We start from the raw sequence: 15,909 nt of genomic DNA, 5'->3' as shown, positions 1-15,909 counted from the left end.
GGCCTCGTGGTATAACGAAGCGGCGCATCGCCCCTCGTCCCTCGTTCCGGCTATGCCGCCAGCTCCATAAAGCGTGCGACGTCCTGCGCCGCGATCTGCACGCGGCTCGTGGCCCGAAGGGCGTCAAATCCGAGCAGGCGAAGATCCTCGTTGAAGTCGCCAAGCCGTGGCGAGATCACGATCGCCTCGATCCCGGCCCCCTGCGCCCGGTCGATCAAGGTCGCCATGGCGCCGTCACCAGCAGGATCGTCGTCGCGGGCGATGTAGAGCCGGTGGAGCGTGTCCGGGAGAAGGATGGCGGAGAGATGCGCCGCCGAGAGGGCTGCGACCATCGGCATCGTCGGCTGGATGCTGCGGAGCGACAGCATCGTCTCGATGCCCTCGCCGGCTGCTATGACTTCATCCGCTACGCCAAATCGAACGGCGTGACCAAGCAGGTCGCCCATCGCCCGTTTCGGGGTGTCGATCCGCGCCTTGCCGAGCGTTTTCTCTCTGAAGCCGTCGGGGTCAAGCCAGGTGCGGTGCGCGGCGGTCAGGTGGCCGGAGAGATCGGTGACGGCGGCGATCATCGCCGGCCAGGTCTCGGTCGGACTGTGGTCGTCGGGCCTGTAGTAGCACCGCGGGTGAAAACGCAGACTTCCGGTTTCGTGCAAAGACGTAATGCCGCGATTGCGGAGATACGCTTCCCCCGCATCATTCGTGTTAGGCGGTCCGGCACATCGCATTATCGCGGCGATCGAGAAAGCGCCGTAAGCGGAAGCCGTAGTCTTTCGTTGCATCACGCCGGTCCACGCATCGGATTGATGATCTGGACGCCGGCAAAGTCTTTCTCGTTGTCTGTCACCACGCTGCAATCGTTCGCGCTGGCGACGGCAGCGACGATCATATCGAGCCCGCTGCGTGGCCGGCCGACGGCTCTTCCTTCCGCCATCAATTCCGCCCAGATGAGGGCCGCATTCTCGTCGAACGGCAGGATGCGATCCGCGAACAAAGCTCGAGGCCCCTCCGGACCAGAGAACCAGGCATCAAGCGCTGCGCGCTTTTTACCGCTCGGCTTCTCCAGGATGCCGCGCCGGACTTCCGCGATCGTAAGTGATGCGATGAACAGATCCTCATCTCGCTGTGCTGCCATCCAAGCCATTAGCGGCTCTGACGGCTGCGGCTTGACGGCGTTACTGATGATGTTGGTGTCGAGAAGATAGCGAGTCACAGATCGACCTGGCGCCCTTCTTGGCGCGGGCGCGTCAGGTCGAGATCGGCGCCGACAAGTGGTGAGCGACGCAATGCGTTCAAGATGCCTCCGGGCTTGGGGGGCTCGCCAGAAACGGCCTGTTGAACCGTGCGTCGGAGATTACCAGCTTCTGGCCCTTCCTCGCTCAGCTTACGCGCAAGCACTCTGATGAGGTCGCGATCGGTCTCGAGGGCTTGGAGTTCGAACCGCACAATGCCACGCTTCGTCAGCCGGGATCGGTAATTTTCGATCGCCCTTTTCTGTGCGCTCTTGCTCACTGATCACCTCCATATCTGGATATATAGCCGAATCTTCGGCTCGCTGCAAGGCCGCGGCTCTTGTAATCCCGAGCGCGGCACAGATAAAAAGAGGGCGAAGATGTGCGTCACGTCGCGATCAAGGAAATGAGCGGTTTGGACACGCCATCACGGAAATGTTTGCTGTACGCTCGGCTTTGCGCCAGCCCGACTTGCTACGCTTCTCATCTCGGATCAGCGCGCGACTACGATGCAACACACTGATATTACGAGAAGTTTTTCCTTGTCTTGGAAGTGCAACTCGCGATCTCCGGGCAATGGCGAGGACGCGGCGGTGGCGCGAGCGAGAGGAACGACAGCCGAAAAGCTTCGCGTGGTCGTCGATGCGGCGCCCGGAACCACGGTTGCATCCGTCGCGTCCAACCCTGATCCTCGCCTTCTCAATCTGGTGCGATTGCTCGCCCGGCAAGCCGCGCGGGATTTCGTTCGAGCCGAAACCAACAGCCGGAAGCATGACCGTCTCCCGGACTAAGGAGGCGTCATGAAGATCGCACTTTACGCCCGCTACTCGTCCGACAATCAGCGCGACGAATCGATTGAAGATCAGTTGCGGCTCTGCCGCCTCCACGCTGAGAAGCAAGGTTGGACAGTGGCCGACAGCTACACGGATCGAGCGATCTCCGGCGCATCGCTGCTTCGCCCTGGTATCCAGGAACTGATCAGTGACGCTATGCGCGGAAAGTTTGCGGTTGTGCTTGCCGAGGCGATGGACCGCCTCAGCCGCGATCAGGAAGATATTGCTGGGCTCTTTAAGCGCATGGCCTTCGCCGGGGTACGGATTGTCACCCTCGGAAGGAGACGTCACGCATCTCCACGTCGGACTGAAGGGCACGATGAACGCCCTGTTCTTGAAGGACTTGGCCGACAAGACGCGACGAGGCTTGCGCGGTCGCGTCGAGGGCGGAAAGTCCGGCGGCGGACTCTGCTTCGGTTATGATGTCGTCAAACAGTTCGCCGCAAATGGAGAGCTGCTCCGAGGTGACCGCACAATCAACGGAGCCGAAGCGGCTGTCGTTCGACGTATCTTCGCAGACTACCTGCCGGCAAGTCCTCGCGAACAATCGCTTTCGAGCTGAACCGCGACGGTGTGCCCGGACCACAGGGCGCTGAATGGGGACCATCGACCATTCACGGCAACCCAAAGCGCGGCGTTGGCATCCTCAACAACGAGCTCTATGTCGGCCGCCTCGTGTGGAATCGGCTTCGCTATCTCAAAGACCCGGATACCGCAAAGCGCGTTTCTCGGCTGAACCCCGAATCCGAATGGGTGATCCAAGAAGTCCCCGAGCTGCGCATTGTCGATCGGGAAAGATGGGATGCGGTCAAGGCGCGTCAGCAGACGCTCGCCTACGAGCAGTCAGCACCCGGCGAGAACAGGCTCAATGATCGCCGCCGGCCCAATACCTCTTCGCCGGCCTCGTGAAGTGCGGATGCTGCGCCGGCGGGTACACGATGATTTCGAAGGACCTGCTCGGCTGCGCAACGGCGCGCAACAAGGGAACGTGCAATAACCGCTTGAACATCCGGCGCGACGCGCTGGAGGCGTCCGTATTGAGCGGCCTCCGCACGCATCTCATGAAACCCGAATTGTTTAAGGAATTCTGCCAAGAGTTTACCCGGGAGGTTAATCGGCTGAGGATCGAGCGCGGAGCCGATATCGAGGCGCAAAGGCGCGAGCTCGAGCGGACTGACCGCGAGTTGGATAAGGGGGTACAAGCTATCCTTGAGGGTGTACCGGGGGCAAAGTTGAAGGACAAGATTGGTGCTCTGGAAGCGCGCAAGGCCGAGTTGGTCGACCTCCTTGCGAACGCGGAGGAGCCGCCGCCCCTCCTCCATCCGAATATGGCGGAGATCTACCATCAACGCGTGGCCGCCCTGTACGAGAGCCTGCAAAGTGAAGGCGAGAGAGCCGAAGCAGCGGAGGTTTGCCGCACGTTGGTCGATCAGGTGACGCTCGTCCCCAATGGCGAAGAGCTGGCGATCATATTGCGCGGAGATCTGGCCGCGATCCTGCGCTTTGCGGCGGGCAAGAAAAACCCCGACTTCTTTTCGGAGGCCGGGGCTCTGGATGGCTTGCTATCGCAAGCATCAGTGGTTGCGGGGACCTGCACCGTCTCAAATCGCTGGGTTGGGCCCACGGCCTGAAAAGGTGAATCGGTCGGCCGATCCGTGGATTATAACGAGAAGATAGTTTATCGATTTGGTTCTGAATTGCGCTACGGAGTTGGTGGTCCCAGTAGGACGTTGTCAATCAGTCGGGTCGAACCAACGTAGGCTGCGACACAGAGCGCCGCCGGAAACCGCAGGGGACTCTCGGCGGGCTTGAGCGTATCACCGTCGACAAGTTCAAGATATTGCAGCCGATCAACTGTCTCAAGTTGCCGCTCGGCGATCGCAATCAGCTTCTCCACCTCGCGCACTCCTGCGCGGAATTCTTCCGCCGCGGCGAACAGTCCACGAGTGATGGCAACGGCTCGCCGACGTTCTTCCTTGCTGAGATACCGATTGCGGCTGCTCATCGCGAGCCCGTCCCGTTCCCGAACGGTTGGCACGGTGACGATCTTGATGGGAAGATTGAGATCTGTCGCCATGCGACGCACGACCGCGCATTGCTGAAAATCCTTTTGCCCGAAAAACACGACGGCCGGATGCACCATGTTGAACAGCTTGCACACGACGGTCGCCACGCCCCGAAAGTGCCCAGGCCTGAAAGCCCCGCAGAGTGGTTTCGCCAGTTCGCCCGGCTCGACGAAGGTCTCGAATTGAGCCGGATAGACTTCCTGTGCACCCGGCGCGAACACAATCGCAACACCGGCATCGCGGCACAATTTTTCATCGCGCACGAAATCGCGAGGATAGCTGCTGAGATCCTCGTTTGGTCCGAACTGAGTCGGATTGACGAAAATGCTAACGACGGTGACATCGCATTGCGCTCGGCTCGCCTCGACCAGGGCCAGATGGCCATCGTGCAAATACCCCATTGTAGGCACTAACCCGACGCGTTTGCCCGCGCTGCAAGCCTTCGCGAGCTCACGACGAAGCTCAGCGACCGTGGTAATCGTCTGCATCGTTGCACCTTACATCAGGTTGGGTTTGGGAGGAGCCCAGGTTGCGATAATGTCACTCAGGCTTTCAGGAAGCCGATAGCACTCCTGCGGCGCCGGGAACGCACCGGTGCGGACATCGGCAGCCCAGCGCGAGAGCGCCTCTTGTAACATCTGAAAACCATCTGCATAGGCGCGAACGAATTTGGGCCGATGACCTGTGGTTAGCCCCAGCACGTCATGGAATACGAGCACTTGGCCCGAGCAGTCGGGACCCGCGCCGATTCCCATGGTTGGTATCGATAGCGATTCGGTCGCTCGCTGGGCTAGCTCGGCCGGAATGCCTTCAAGCACCAACGCGAAGCATCCGGCCTCCTGCAGACGGTGAGCGTCATCGAGCAGCCGTAAAGCGTCATCGGCGTTCCGGCCCTGCACCTTGAATCCGCCCATGACATTGACGCTTTGCGGAGTGAGGCCGAGATGGCCCATGACAGGAATATCGCAATCGACCAAGGCACGCACCATTTCCACGCGCTTGGCCCCGCCCTCGAGTTTCACGGCATCTGCGCCTCGCTGCAGGAACCCTCCAGCGTTACGTATCGTCTCCTCCGGACCAAGGTGAAAGCTAAGAAACGGCAGATCGGCCACGAGCAGGGCACGGGGCCTTGTGCGTGCAACGGCCTCCAGATGATGGTTCATCATTGCCATGCTGACCGGCAACGTGTTGTCGAATCCGAGACAGACATTGCCAACACTGTCGCCCACAAGAATGATGTCGACGATGGGGTCGGCGATGCCTGCCGTAACCGCATCATAGGCGGTGGTCATGGTGACACGCCGCCGCTCCTGCCTCCACCGCTGCAAGATTGGAATTGTGACCCGCTCAACTGACACTTCCGAAGCGTGGCTCATTTTTGATACGTTCCATCAACTAGGCGAACGGTAATCCGATGTTGCGAGCGACGCGGCTGAGTATTACGCGCATCCTGGGACCATGCTTTCGTATGGAGGACAAGAGAAAACTGTCAACCGTGAAAGGAAGAAAGAAACATATGTCTCCAAGGTCGCGACCGAGTGCACAACCATTCCAATGGTCGCGCAACCACCAAGCAAGAACTTCCAAAAATCAAATTGTCATGTGGAAGCACCTTGAGTCACGCCGCGCCTCAGGGCGCGCTGGGGCGGTCGGAGCCATTCCAGATGAGAGCGCACGGGACGACGCAGGGTGCGCTGATGTAGTCGTGCCGAAGCGCTGCGATTAGCTTATGGTCTTCCAGTGGCGGAAAGGTGAAGCTGTGGTCAGTCGGGGTCCGGGTCAGTGGTCCCGCGGACTCACGTCATGCTGTCGACACCGCCTTGACGCTTCACCAGGAGTTCGTCCGTTTCCGCGGTTGTTGGCTCACGCCATTGCACGCTGCCCGCGCCACAGATGATCTCTTGGTCGAGCCGCATCAGCGCTTGGCGAGCGATCACGGCGATGTCAGAGCGCAGGGTGCTGGCCTGCTTGGTTGCCGCCACCCTGCAAAGCAGGTCGAGGTCCGACCAACCCGCAAATGAATGACCCGCGATCGCGTTCTTCTTCACGTAGCCGAGGCCATTCTCCATCTTGCTTTACGTGCGCGCCCGATACGCAGCGCGGGCGCGAGGACGGAAGCCCCAATGCTTCGCGAACGCAATGAGCTTGTCGTTAAATTGAACCGACCGGCTCACTGCGTCATGGCCCACCACGAGCGCGCGTGGGTTACCGCACAAAAACGCCACCCATTCGTCAGCGCTGGCATCTACCGGATGTTGTAATAGACGTGCGATCTGCATGGCACCCGCGACTAATGCACGCGGAGACGTCTTCTGGCTTGTGATTTTTCGCATTTGTCGCCGCCTGGATAATGGTCTGGTGCTGCAGGTCGGCTGCGGCGCGCAAGCGATGACATCGATTGTGCAAGAACCGACACAGCTGCGTGGCCGGCGCTGTTCGCATGGCCGGTCAAGGTCAGTCGAACATTTTGAGGCTCTTGCCTATACTGAGATAGATCGGGACTTAGCGGCACGTTGCGGATATTTCACACGGCCTACTGGACCGTGCAGTGTCGTGCTTGGCGTATTCGAACGTTCGATGGATTGCTGAATTTCCTTCAGTGCGGACTGGAGCTTGCAACATACTATGCCCCACCAACCCTAACCATGTTGCAGCAAAAGCAACGGCCCGATCAACCTGCGGACGATCAAACCGCCTCCTCACCGCTCCGCCGATCGGTTGACCGCAGCCAACCATATTCACAGTTGCTGTTCTCAATTTTCCTTCCACAGCAATGGCCCTTACACGACGATCTACAATCGCTTCATCGCTGGGCCAAGCGAGGACGATGTTGCGCAATCTTCGAAGCGCTGGCCAAGCCTGGCGAAGATGGGGTTGTGCTGTCGCTCGATTCGACCTCGATTAAAGGTCACCGGTGTGCCTCCGGCGGAAAAGGGGGGAGCACAATCAAGCAATCGGCCGCTCGCGCGCAGGCCGCACGACGAAACTCCATACGCTGAGCGATCCCTTTGCCAGCCGGTCGTCCTGCATCTGACCGCAGGCCAGGGTGCCGATATCGCAGCGGCTCCCGAAGCCCTGGCGCTCGCGCCACCTATGAGTGCGCTTTTCGCCGACAAAGTGTATGACGGCGACAAGCTTCGCGGCGAAATCATTCATCGCGGCGCGAAACCCGTAATCCCCAATAAATCTGACCGTGTTGCCATCCAGCGCTTCAACAAAATGCGCCTACAAAGGCCGAAACGTCTCGAAACTGCTTTTGCAGGCTCAAGGACTTGCGGCGCATCGCCCGCGGTGCGACAAGCTCGGCCGGAATTTCTTGGCCGCTGCGCATCTTGCCGCTCTCGTCGCATATTGGGTCAATTGAATCTGGATCCTAGTCTTCTTGAGCGCGGCGGCCCCTTGAATTTCTTCTGGGTCCGGAATTTGACGGCGGCCAGCCCAAGCGGAGCCCTTCAGTCGTCACCGCCAGGCTCGAGTGCATCAGGATGCCGCAAACCGTGTGCGACCTCAGGCAGCCCGCCTTGTCCCCGGCCGCTGTTTATGCTCTTCGTGATTCCGATCGGGTCGGAGTTCTATGTTTGATAGCTGAACTCGGTCGTATCATGGAGCACTAGAACCGGACCGCCGGCGGCAATCGTGCGCTCACGCGCCGATTGAAAGTGGCCCGCCCAGAATGTCCGCTTCGCTGACCCGGTCATTAGAGAAGAAGTGATAAGCTGCCTTGGTGTTCGCCCAATTGGCAGACGAGCGGAATACTTTGTCCGATGGCGCTTCCAATCTGCGTGAGCAGCGGAATCTGTCGCCGAGCCGCGCGTCCCTAAACTGGCATCCACTAGTCTCTCGATCAATCCAACATTCACCGCCTAAAAATCGCAAACGGCCTTTTGCCGATCGATCCCTCAATGTGAGCCCCATAGAGCACCCCCTCGCGCATCAGGTGCTCAGCAAGGAATCACAATTGATTCTTCAAGGTTTTGCTGATCAGCGGATCAGCTCAAGCGGAGAAAGTTATGGGTAATTGAAACCCGGTCAACCGCGCCAGTCGCGGCGCTCCGCATGCCTGGCGCACCAAAATAGGCCCCGGCCCATAGGCCAAGGCCTTCGATCCACCTTTTGAACGATAGATCAATATCTGAGAAGAATCGGGCCGCCAAACTTATAGTTGAGCCGTGCAGTCATAAGATCGAGATCCTGGCGGATGCGGTCGACCCCACCAGCGGGCTCGGTGAAGCCCACCATGGTGGGCCGCATGAGCAGGTGTGCGTACTCGAATCCAATCGACCAATTCGGTGCGAAGCCGTACTCGAAACCGGCTGCCAACGCGCCGCCCCAAAGAACGTGCTTGCTTTCTCCACCTAACTCGCCCGTCGTCCAGATGACCCGAAACGTATTGCTCGTCACCGCGGCGCCGCCTTTGGCGTAAAGCAGTACGTTGTCGAAGGCATAACCGATCTGCCCCGTTACCAGGCCGAACGCATCAGTCTTGGTCTGGTTGATATCCAAAAAAGCAACGCTGGGATTCCAACCAGTCAAATGAGCCCAGTTCCCCTGGCCTTCAACACCAAGCACGATCGGGCCCGCCTGCCATCGATAGCCGATCTGCCCGCCCACGCTTCCCCCGGTGGCGTCATGGCAGCCCTCAGGCTTGCCATCATCGGAAATCCCAGCAATTCGAGCTTGAACCAAAGCCGCCGTTCATACCGACGTTGTAGCCGCTCCAGTCGTAGATTGCAGCCGCGACAGGCCGCGGAGCATTGGTGTAGAGAGGCTTGGCGGGCTGCGCAGCCAGATCCGCGCCGAATGCGGGCACCAACGCGCCAAGCCCCACAATGCTCACAGTCGCAAGCAACAAGTTCTTCATTTCTACTCTCATCTCTTCAGTGCCCCGAGCCTCATGCGTCTTAACAACGTCCGCGCGAATTGCTGTAACTGCATCGCAACATTTGCGCTGAAAGAAATGCGTGAACCGAACGGCGCGTCGGGTTGCGGTGCAGATCAGCTCCAACAGCGTCGCAATCCACCTTCGCGTGCGAGCATAGATTGCGGCCGCTGATTTCAGCGGAGTAAGCGCACGCAAGTCAGATCGTCGCAAGCCACACCGCAAGTGAGAAGAGTGAAGCGGTTTGCAAAACTCTTGCTCTTGTCCCGTGCCGCCACTAAAGACCCCGTTACGACCATGCTCGTGTTGCACCCACCGGCTCCGAGAGATCAGATGACTATTTCGATTGAATCAATGTCCTGCAGATGCTGACCCGTTCGTCGCAGATGCCGCTGTGTCCCGCGGTCGACAGAGCATGCGAAACACAACCTCCGCCCTCGGCGGATGAAGGATGCGGCCCCTTATTGGTTGAGCGAGCCGTTCTCCACCCGAGGCTTCCTACCACACCGCCAATGCCGAGATCGCCGATAACGCTTGCCGACCGGTGGTGGCCAGCGGCCGCGGTGTGTTCATCTTCTGAGCTGAAGTTCTGAGTCGATAAAAGACAGCGAGCATGTTCGTTTCATTCTTCCCTCGACCAAAGTTGTTCTTTGCGTCGTCAATTCTTTGGACGGCGTTGGCGATGGCGTTTTGGTATGTATTTGCCGGCAATCTCTTTCAAGCCCCGGAGAAGCCGGTCGGGCTTGCGACGTTCTGGTCGGCCTCGGCGCTGTGGTTTGATCTCTATTTTGCGCTGGCCGTTACGGTGTTCGCGGCTGCATGGATGTTATTTGCCCCCCATCCCTGGGCGACGTGGTCCATTCTTGGTTCGGCGCTGATCCTGTTCACCTCTTACTTTCAGGTCCAGGTCTCGGTCGCGATCAACAGCTGGTATGGACCGTTCTACGACCTGGTCCAGGCTGCGCTTTCGAAATCGGCGCCGGTCACGGTTGAGCAGTTCTACAACGAATTGTCGACCTTTGCCGGTATCGCGCTCGTGGCCGTCGTGGTCGGCGTGATGACGCGATTCTTCGTCAGCCACTACATCTTCCGCTGGCGCACAGCGATGAACGATTTTTATGTCGCCAACTGGCCACGGCTGCGCACGATCGAAGGCGCCTCCCAGCGCATCCAGGAAGACACCATGCGCTTCGCCAGCACCATGGAAGGTCTAGGCGTCAATCTCATCAGCGCGGTGCTGACACTGTTGGCCTTCCTGCCGGTTCTGGTGAGGCTGTCCAGCAACGTCACGGAGCTGCCTCTGTTCGGCTCGATTGCCTATCCGCTGGTGTTCGCCGCGGTGATCTGGTCGATCCTGGGCACCGGCGTTCTCGCGCTTATCGGCATCCGCCTGCCCGGAATTGAATTTCTCAACCAGCGGGTCGAAGCGGCCTATCGCAAGGAGCTCGTGCTCGGCGAGGATGATACGGCGCGTGCCAATGCGCCGACATTGAGCGTGCTGTTTAGCGACATTCGCAGGAATTACTTCCGGCTCTATCTGAACTTCATGTACTTCAATATCGGCCGGATCGTCTATCTGCAGACTGACGTCATCTTTCCTTATCTGCTGCTTGCGCCCACAATCATCGCGGGCAGGATCACCCTCGGCGCGATGAACCAGATCCTCAACGCGTTCACGCAAGTACGAACCTCGTTTCAGTATCTCGTCAACTCCTGGAGCACGATTGTCGAACTGATCTCGATCTATCAGCGGCTGCGGAGTTTTGAGGCAAAGATCCACGGTGGGCCACTGCCGTCGATCGAGACACAAAGGGAGCCAGCCTCATGATTGGCGTAGCTGCAGGAGTTGACGAAACCCGGCCCTTGAGCCGCTTGCCGCACACCCGATCCGACGCCCCCACACTGCGGTCATCGCGTCCTTGATCGTAGCCCCACATCCACGCTTGTGCTCTCGCGGTGCCTCGACCGGCCTCGGTCGAACTGTTGCGCGTGCCCGAATTGCACGCACCGCATACTTGCGATGCCAGCCGGTCGTCGCGCATGCCGCATCGAGATGCGCCTCTTTTCCGCCCGGGTGGCCGACCGGCAACGATCCCTCTCGGCCGACACCACCTGCCGCCGCGCGCCCATGCTGATCTTTCCCACCATAGACGCCACCGGACAAATTCGATGGCAGCCACCCAATCACCGGCGAGAAGTTGTCCAGTAACAATCCGGATGAGGCAATGCGCCTCAGTTCGTCTCCAAGGACGCTTCGGGAGCCGCAGCATGCGAAGCGTCTCCGAATTCCGTTCACCGCGTCTTTCGCAACATCGGCGTAAGTGGCGGTGAGCAACCGTGCTGTATCTCTCCAATAATCTTGAACCCGTGGCGTTGGTAAAACGGAATGTTTTCAGGATTCGAACTTTCGAGGTAGGCAGCGAGGCCCTGCTCATCACAGCGTTGAAGAGCGTACTTCATCAGCAATGTGCCAAGCCCTTGTCCGGCCCAGTTCGGATCGACAGCGATCAGGGGCAAATACCAATGTGGCTCGGAGGGATGATGTTCGGCCATTCCCTGGCGCAGGTGTGCCATATGTTCGGTGATTTCAGGGCGAAGGGACAGCGCCATGATTGCGTCCAGCGCATCCTCATCCTGCTGCACGCCCGGAGGCAGCCACAGGGCCGCCGCGCGAGTCTCTCCCGTGACGTATGCTGTGCCATGCTCGAATGCTCGTCCGCCACAGGCCTTGATGAACTGAGTCATGCTGCCAAGATATTGCCCAGGGTCCGGCCAACTCCAACGCATCAAAGGATCGGCGGCAAAGCCAAGGACAATCGTCCAGACGATTCTTGCCCGAATACTTGCGTTCGCCGAGGTGACGCCCGGCTCTCTTGTCATGATGCACCGCTTTTCGATCGCAGGGTTGAAGGTTGGAGCACAGGACCGACACCTTGGACGTGAGCGGAATGGATGTGCCCCGAACATTCATCCCCTTTAGTTTCCGCCTCCGGCTCTCATCCCGCCTCAGAAGGCCGCCTTCGACGGCGGCTTCGGACGAAGGTTCTCGCTGCGAGCCCCTGACCCTTGGGCCTGCCGAGGACTTGTGCTTTTCGCCATGAGAGCGTCATCTGGCTCCTGCCCTTTCCGAAAGGAAGGGCTCATTTTATCGGCGTCGACAAGCCTGGCAGCCTTCCGAAGGAAGCGAGAAGGACGATTAGTGTTACAAGGTGATCTTGTTTCGCCAAACGTTGCGAGTTGCATTCGCTCGACGAGTCTAAGCACCGCAGTCTAATTTGGAACCTGCCAACCGAGGTAGGTGCTTGGGATTGTCTGCCCCAAGGATTGCCAACGACTTCCCCTTCAGCCTTGCCGCAGCGATCGCACCCGTGACGTCGCCCGCGCGGATCGAGTTGCCGCCTCCGTCGGCCGGCGTCGTCTGGGTCAACGATCATCACCGGCTCGACCCCGCCTCGCCCTGGGGCGGCCTCGCCGCCACCGGCCGCGAATGTGGCACCCAGACCTTCGACGACCACCTCGAGACCAAGAGCGTGATGATCGCCACGCACGAGCAGCCGTTCGACTGGTATCGCGACACGGCCAACCAGAAGCGGCTGAACTAACAGAACGACAAGCGGCAGACGTTCGAAGAAGGCGGGCCGCATCAATGGAGAGCGTCAATGTCGACACCCGTGAACGCAGGCACTCGTCTTGCTCGACTGCCGGTCGGGCCGTTCTATCGCCGCATCATACTGCTGATCGGCATAGGAACGCTTTTCGACGGTTTCGACATCTACATTGCCAATACCGTGCTGAGCCTGATGCTGAAGACGAGCTTTTCGACCCTAGCCCAGAATGCGGTCTTCATCTCCGCGACCTTCGTCGGCATGACGCTGGAAGGTTTGGTACCGGGTTTCTCGGTGACCGCTATAGAGTCCGCGTCGCGCATAATCTTGCCAGCAGCCAGGCGCAGCGCTCGATGTGCGCCAGGTCAAAGTCGGGCAATGCGCAGTGTTCGAAACCGATATACTTCCAGCCGCCGGCGAGCGTGGCCGGCGCCGTTCGCCCATCCAGCACGATGTCCAGATAGTCGTCCTTGCACCGGCTCAGGGCGGTGTCGCTCACGCTCGCTCCGTCGGGCGACGGCGTTGCGTCGGATCGGAGCGACGGCAGCGGGCGCACGCCGCCGCGTCCCGCAAGTTCAGCCCAGCGCACGTTGGCCTGCCCCCGCGGCGTCGCTGCGGTAGCGGCTGGTCGAGGTCTGGTAGTACTGCGCGCGGATGGCCGCCATGGCCTCGATCAACGCTCCCCACGGCGCGGGAAAGCATTCTTCCGCCATCAGGTGGTGCAACATGCGCGTATGGCCGGCCAGCTCGTCCTTGAGGAACTCCACCACAGGCATAGCCGGGTAGCGCTGCAGCAGCAGGATCGCCGCGTTGTCGGCCTCGCCGGCCGAGCTGTCCTTGTCGCGTCCATGCAGATCGTTCTGCAGACGCCCTATCGCGGAGATGAGCCGCAGGACCCGGCGAAACGCCGGACGCGCGCGCAAGGTCTCCATGTCCAGCCCCCACAGCAAAGACAGGCAACAGAACACATTCGCGTAGGCGATCGAATCGATGCCGTTGTGCAGGTACTCGGCGTAGGACCAGCGTTCCGCCCCCGCCGCCCGCACGTGTCCGGCGCGCAGCGCCGCGCAGTAGCGCCGGGTATGGTCGAGAAGCTGAGCATAGTCGCGACGATCGTAGGCGAGTGCGGCCAGCGAGGTGCGCAGCACAGCGCAGCCGTCGAATCCGGGGAGCGCGCACGGCACGCCCTGCCCCAGCGCCTGCTCCACAGCGGCGAGCTGCTCCGGCGCAATTAGGCCAACGTCGTTGCAATCGTCGAGCCAGAACAGCAGCGCCAGTTCGCGATAGAACGCCACGATCAGCGTTTCGTCTTGCGGATCGCGGCCGGTGCGGGCTCTGGTGTCGAGCAGGCTCGGATGGATGCGCTGCAGGATGTACTGGCCGCCCCTGACCGCTTCCATGGCATGCTCGTCGGCGAACCCGTTCAGGGAATGCCCCCACTCCAGCACCTGCTGCAGCGCGCGTTCGGTCAGGATCATGGCGCCGCTCCTGCTCTCTCGGCCAGGGCGCGCCGCCCCCAATGAAGCGCCAGCCACAACCCGGCAAGTTCGGCCACACGCACGACCCGCGTGGGGCAATACAGTTCCTTACCGATCCACAGCGGCGTCTGCGGCAATGCATGCGCCGCATGGCGGGCGAGCATCCACTCCAGCGCATGCGCCACCGCCTGCGCGATGCGCCGGCGCCCTGTCGGCTCTTCGCTCCCGTCCATCACATGCAACGCGAACAGCGCATAGGCGGTTTCCTCGAATGTGGACGCGCGACCAGCGCCCCAGCCGCCGTCGTCGCGCTGCGCCTGCAGTAGCGCCGCCAGCGCGCGCTCGTCGCGCCATTCGGTGTTGCCTTGCGCCAGCGCAGCGACCGCGTGCGCGGTGGGATACAGCCACGAAACGTGCCATTTTTCGTTGTCCCATACACCGTGCGGGTTGCGATTGGCCTCGACATAGGCGCTGGCGCCGGCGGCGGGCTTTCCCAACAATCGCAATGCATGCAGGGCATGAATGTTGGTCGACACCGAGGCATTGCGCTCGCCGGGAAAGGTGACGAACAGCTCGCCGGTTTCGAAATGGCGCAAGGCATCGACCGCCGGCTCGCGGTCTGCCAGGCGCAGGACGCACAACGCGATGGCGGTGTCGTCCGCATCGGCCGCGAAATGCAACGCCGGGCCGAGACCGCGCACGCCCAGGCGGGCGTCGAGCTGCAAGACGATCACGCGCACCGCCTCGGCGAGCGCGGGATGCGCGAACAGCCCGGCCAAATGCAGGGTGTACAGCGACCAGCATGGCTCGAACACATTGATCGGCCAGACGTTGGGAACGACGCCTTCGATGCCGCTGCGCGTCGCCCGCGATGCTGCCTGCAGATACGCGTCGGCGCGCCCGACCTGCGTCGTGCTCCCCTGTGTCACGGCGTGCGCACGCCAGGCGGCGGTGGCCGCCGGACTGATGCCGATGCTGCCGTCGTCGTCCGGGCATGCGGTAGTCGGCGAGGTCCCCCAGGCTTCCCAGGAGTGCAGCAACGGATGGCCGCTCGGCAACGTCGCTACCGCCGCCAGCTTGGCCAGGCACGCTTGCCGCAACGGCAACAGCGCCGGGTGGCGCGGGAACGCCACGCCGCCCAGCAAGGATGCGGCCTCGCAGCAAAATTGCGGCAGGATCAGCTCCGCGCCGATCGGCGCGTCTTCCGGCACCGCATGCGCGTAGGGATCGGGCTGGCGTTCGAGGAACCGGGTTGCAGCCTGGACTGCGTCGGCAGCGCCGGGAAGAGGATCGGCACGCTGCAATGCCAGCAACGCCGCCCACGTGGGCGCATGGCGGAACAGCGGGAAGTCCGCGCTTCCCCATCCGCCATCGGCCTGTTGCTGCGAGATGAGCCACGCGTAGGCGTCGTGCCGACCGGTGACGTTGCCGTGGAATTGCAGAGCTCGCGCCGTGTCGTAGACGGACGGACCGACGCTGCCGCCATCGCTCATCTCGCTCAGCAGGTGGCGCAATTCGGAAAGGATCTGTTCGGACTGCGCGTTCACGCGAGATGTTCCTTCTGCAGGCGGTTGACGAGAACCAGGATCGGGCAGACGCCGCGCACGTTGCCGCAGGTCCGTCGCGGCCCGGCCGATGGGCAGCGCCGGACGGCCGCACTGCTCTGGCGCGGCGACTTGCCACCGACGCTGGCGCCGGTCCGCCGCATAGGCTTGGCCGCAGCGCGCCGCGGCCGTGCAGGGCAACCGCTGCCATCGGCGCCGCGGACTCGGACACGGTGCAGCATGCACCGCTACCGCCGGCCGATCGCAGCGGCACA

General features: G+C 61.2%; 15 protein-coding genes and 5 pseudogenes. 7 read left to right on the top strand and 13 right to left on the bottom strand.

What is annotated here, in order from left to right; all coding sequences use genetic code 11:
- Positions 1–50 precede the first annotated feature (50 nt).
- From FXB41_RS15005 to FXB41_RS14995, 3 genes and pseudogenes are all read right to left on the bottom strand, one after another.
- Positions 51–773 (bottom strand): annotated as a pseudogene (locus tag FXB41_RS15005) (DUF7146 domain-containing protein); the annotation flags it as partial.
- A gap of 5 nt (positions 774–778) precedes the next feature.
- A complete protein-coding gene (locus tag FXB41_RS15000; protein WP_219682287.1) occupies positions 779–1,210 on the bottom strand; it encodes a type II toxin-antitoxin system VapC family toxin in 432 nt (143 codons plus the stop codon).
- A complete protein-coding gene (locus FXB41_RS14995) occupies positions 1,207–1,509 on the bottom strand; it encodes a hypothetical protein (RefSeq protein ID WP_219682286.1) in 303 nt (100 codons plus the stop codon). Before FXB41_RS14995 ends, FXB41_RS15000 begins: the two co-directional genes overlap by 4 nt.
- Positions 1,510–2,029: 520 nt before the next feature.
- Between FXB41_RS14995 and FXB41_RS40730 the strand changes: the two genes are divergently transcribed.
- Genes FXB41_RS40730 through FXB41_RS40715 form a run of 4 tightly spaced genes read left to right on the top strand, consistent with a single transcriptional unit; the run spans position 2,030 to position 3,693 of the window.
- Positions 2,030–2,485 carry a recombinase family protein gene (locus tag FXB41_RS40730; protein WP_246648857.1) on the top strand — a complete coding sequence of 152 codons (456 nt, stop codon included), beginning with the start codon at positions 2,030–2,032 and terminating at the stop codon, positions 2,483–2,485.
- On the top strand, positions 2,382–2,624 hold the full coding sequence (locus tag FXB41_RS40725) for a hypothetical protein (RefSeq protein WP_246648874.1): 243 nt from the start codon (positions 2,382–2,384) through the stop codon (positions 2,622–2,624). Before FXB41_RS40730 ends, FXB41_RS40725 begins: the two co-directional genes overlap by 104 nt.
- Positions 2,609–2,971 carry a recombinase family protein gene (locus tag FXB41_RS40720; protein WP_374762396.1) on the top strand — a complete coding sequence of 121 codons (363 nt, stop codon included), beginning with the start codon at positions 2,609–2,611 and terminating at the stop codon, positions 2,969–2,971. Before FXB41_RS40725 ends, FXB41_RS40720 begins: the two co-directional genes overlap by 16 nt.
- Positions 2,972–3,000: 29 nt before the next feature.
- Positions 3,001–3,693, top strand: a complete 693-nt coding sequence (locus FXB41_RS40715; protein ID WP_246648856.1) for a hypothetical protein — start codon at positions 3,001–3,003, stop codon at positions 3,691–3,693.
- A gap of 71 nt (positions 3,694–3,764) precedes the next feature.
- On the opposite strand, the gene panC is transcribed toward FXB41_RS40715, so the two are convergent.
- The 3 genes from panC to FXB41_RS14975 all read right to left on the bottom strand — a co-directional run bounded on the left by panC (position 3,765) and on the right by FXB41_RS14975 (position 6,197).
- Positions 3,765–4,616: a pantoate--beta-alanine ligase gene (panC, locus tag FXB41_RS14985; protein ID WP_219682285.1), complete on the bottom strand. Its 852-nt coding sequence runs from the start codon at positions 4,614–4,616 to the stop codon at positions 3,765–3,767.
- Between the two features lie 9 nt (positions 4,617–4,625).
- Positions 4,626–5,504: a 3-methyl-2-oxobutanoate hydroxymethyltransferase gene (gene panB / locus FXB41_RS14980; protein ID WP_219682284.1), complete on the bottom strand. Its 879-nt coding sequence runs from the start codon at positions 5,502–5,504 to the stop codon at positions 4,626–4,628.
- 420 nt (positions 5,505–5,924) lie between these two features.
- Positions 5,925–6,197, bottom strand: coding sequence for a phosphoribosyl-dephospho-CoA transferase MdcG domain-containing protein (locus FXB41_RS14975; RefSeq protein ID WP_219682283.1), 273 nt, complete (start codon positions 6,195–6,197; stop codon positions 5,925–5,927).
- Positions 6,198–6,900: 703 nt separating this feature from the next.
- On the opposite strand from FXB41_RS14975, the pseudogene FXB41_RS14970 reads away from it, so the two are divergent.
- Positions 6,901–7,492, top strand: a pseudogene (locus tag FXB41_RS14970) (IS5 family transposase); the annotation flags it as partial.
- 278 nt (positions 7,493–7,770) lie between these two features.
- Here FXB41_RS14970 and FXB41_RS41955 read toward each other — a convergent pair.
- Together FXB41_RS41955 and FXB41_RS14960 are read right to left on the bottom strand one after the other, a co-directional pair.
- The gene (locus FXB41_RS41955) at positions 7,771–8,043 is read right to left on the bottom strand and encodes a transposase DNA-binding-containing protein (RefSeq protein ID WP_219682282.1); all 273 of its coding nucleotides are present in this window, start codon (positions 8,041–8,043) and stop codon (positions 7,771–7,773) included.
- Between the two features lie 210 nt (positions 8,044–8,253).
- A pseudogene (locus FXB41_RS14960) lies at positions 8,254–8,989 on the bottom strand (outer membrane protein).
- Positions 8,990–9,620: 631 nt separating this feature from the next.
- On the opposite strand from FXB41_RS14960, the gene sbmA reads away from it, so the two are divergent.
- Positions 9,621–10,835 carry a peptide antibiotic transporter SbmA gene (gene sbmA / locus FXB41_RS14955; RefSeq protein WP_219682281.1) on the top strand — a complete coding sequence of 405 codons (1,215 nt, stop codon included), beginning with the start codon at positions 9,621–9,623 and terminating at the stop codon, positions 10,833–10,835.
- Between the two features lie 464 nt (positions 10,836–11,299).
- Here the strand turns inward: sbmA and FXB41_RS14950 are convergent, their stop codons facing one another.
- A complete protein-coding gene (locus tag FXB41_RS14950) occupies positions 11,300–11,887 on the bottom strand; it encodes a GNAT family N-acetyltransferase (protein WP_219682280.1) in 588 nt (195 codons plus the stop codon).
- Positions 11,888–12,321: 434 nt separating this feature from the next.
- On the opposite strand from FXB41_RS14950, the pseudogene FXB41_RS14945 reads away from it, so the two are divergent.
- Positions 12,322–12,609: pseudogene (locus tag FXB41_RS14945) on the top strand (aldehyde dehydrogenase family protein); the annotation flags it as partial.
- Positions 12,610–12,937: 328 nt separating this feature from the next.
- Here FXB41_RS14945 and FXB41_RS14940 read toward each other — a convergent pair.
- The 4 genes and pseudogenes from FXB41_RS14940 to FXB41_RS14925 form a co-directional block, all read right to left on the bottom strand.
- Positions 12,938–13,111 (bottom strand): annotated as a pseudogene (locus FXB41_RS14940) (type 2 isopentenyl-diphosphate Delta-isomerase); the annotation flags it as partial.
- 76 nt (positions 13,112–13,187) lie between these two features.
- A complete protein-coding gene (locus tag FXB41_RS14935; RefSeq protein WP_219682279.1) occupies positions 13,188–14,090 on the bottom strand; it encodes a terpene synthase family protein in 903 nt (300 codons plus the stop codon).
- Positions 14,087–15,637, bottom strand: coding sequence for a hypothetical protein (locus FXB41_RS14930; RefSeq protein ID WP_219682278.1), 1,551 nt, complete (start codon positions 15,635–15,637; stop codon positions 14,087–14,089). The genes FXB41_RS14935 and FXB41_RS14930 overlap by 4 nt, the downstream gene beginning before the upstream one ends.
- Entirely contained in the window at positions 15,634–15,876 is a 243-nt protein-coding gene (locus tag FXB41_RS14925; protein ID WP_219682277.1) for a hypothetical protein, read from the bottom strand. The genes FXB41_RS14930 and FXB41_RS14925 overlap by 4 nt, the downstream gene beginning before the upstream one ends.
- Between the last annotated feature and the right edge of the window lie 33 nt (positions 15,877–15,909).

This window comes from Bradyrhizobium canariense, from assembly GCF_019402665.1.
Lineage (GTDB): Bacteria > Pseudomonadota > Alphaproteobacteria > Rhizobiales > Xanthobacteraceae > Bradyrhizobium > Bradyrhizobium canariense.
This window is presented reverse-complemented; position numbering and strand designations above follow the sequence as displayed.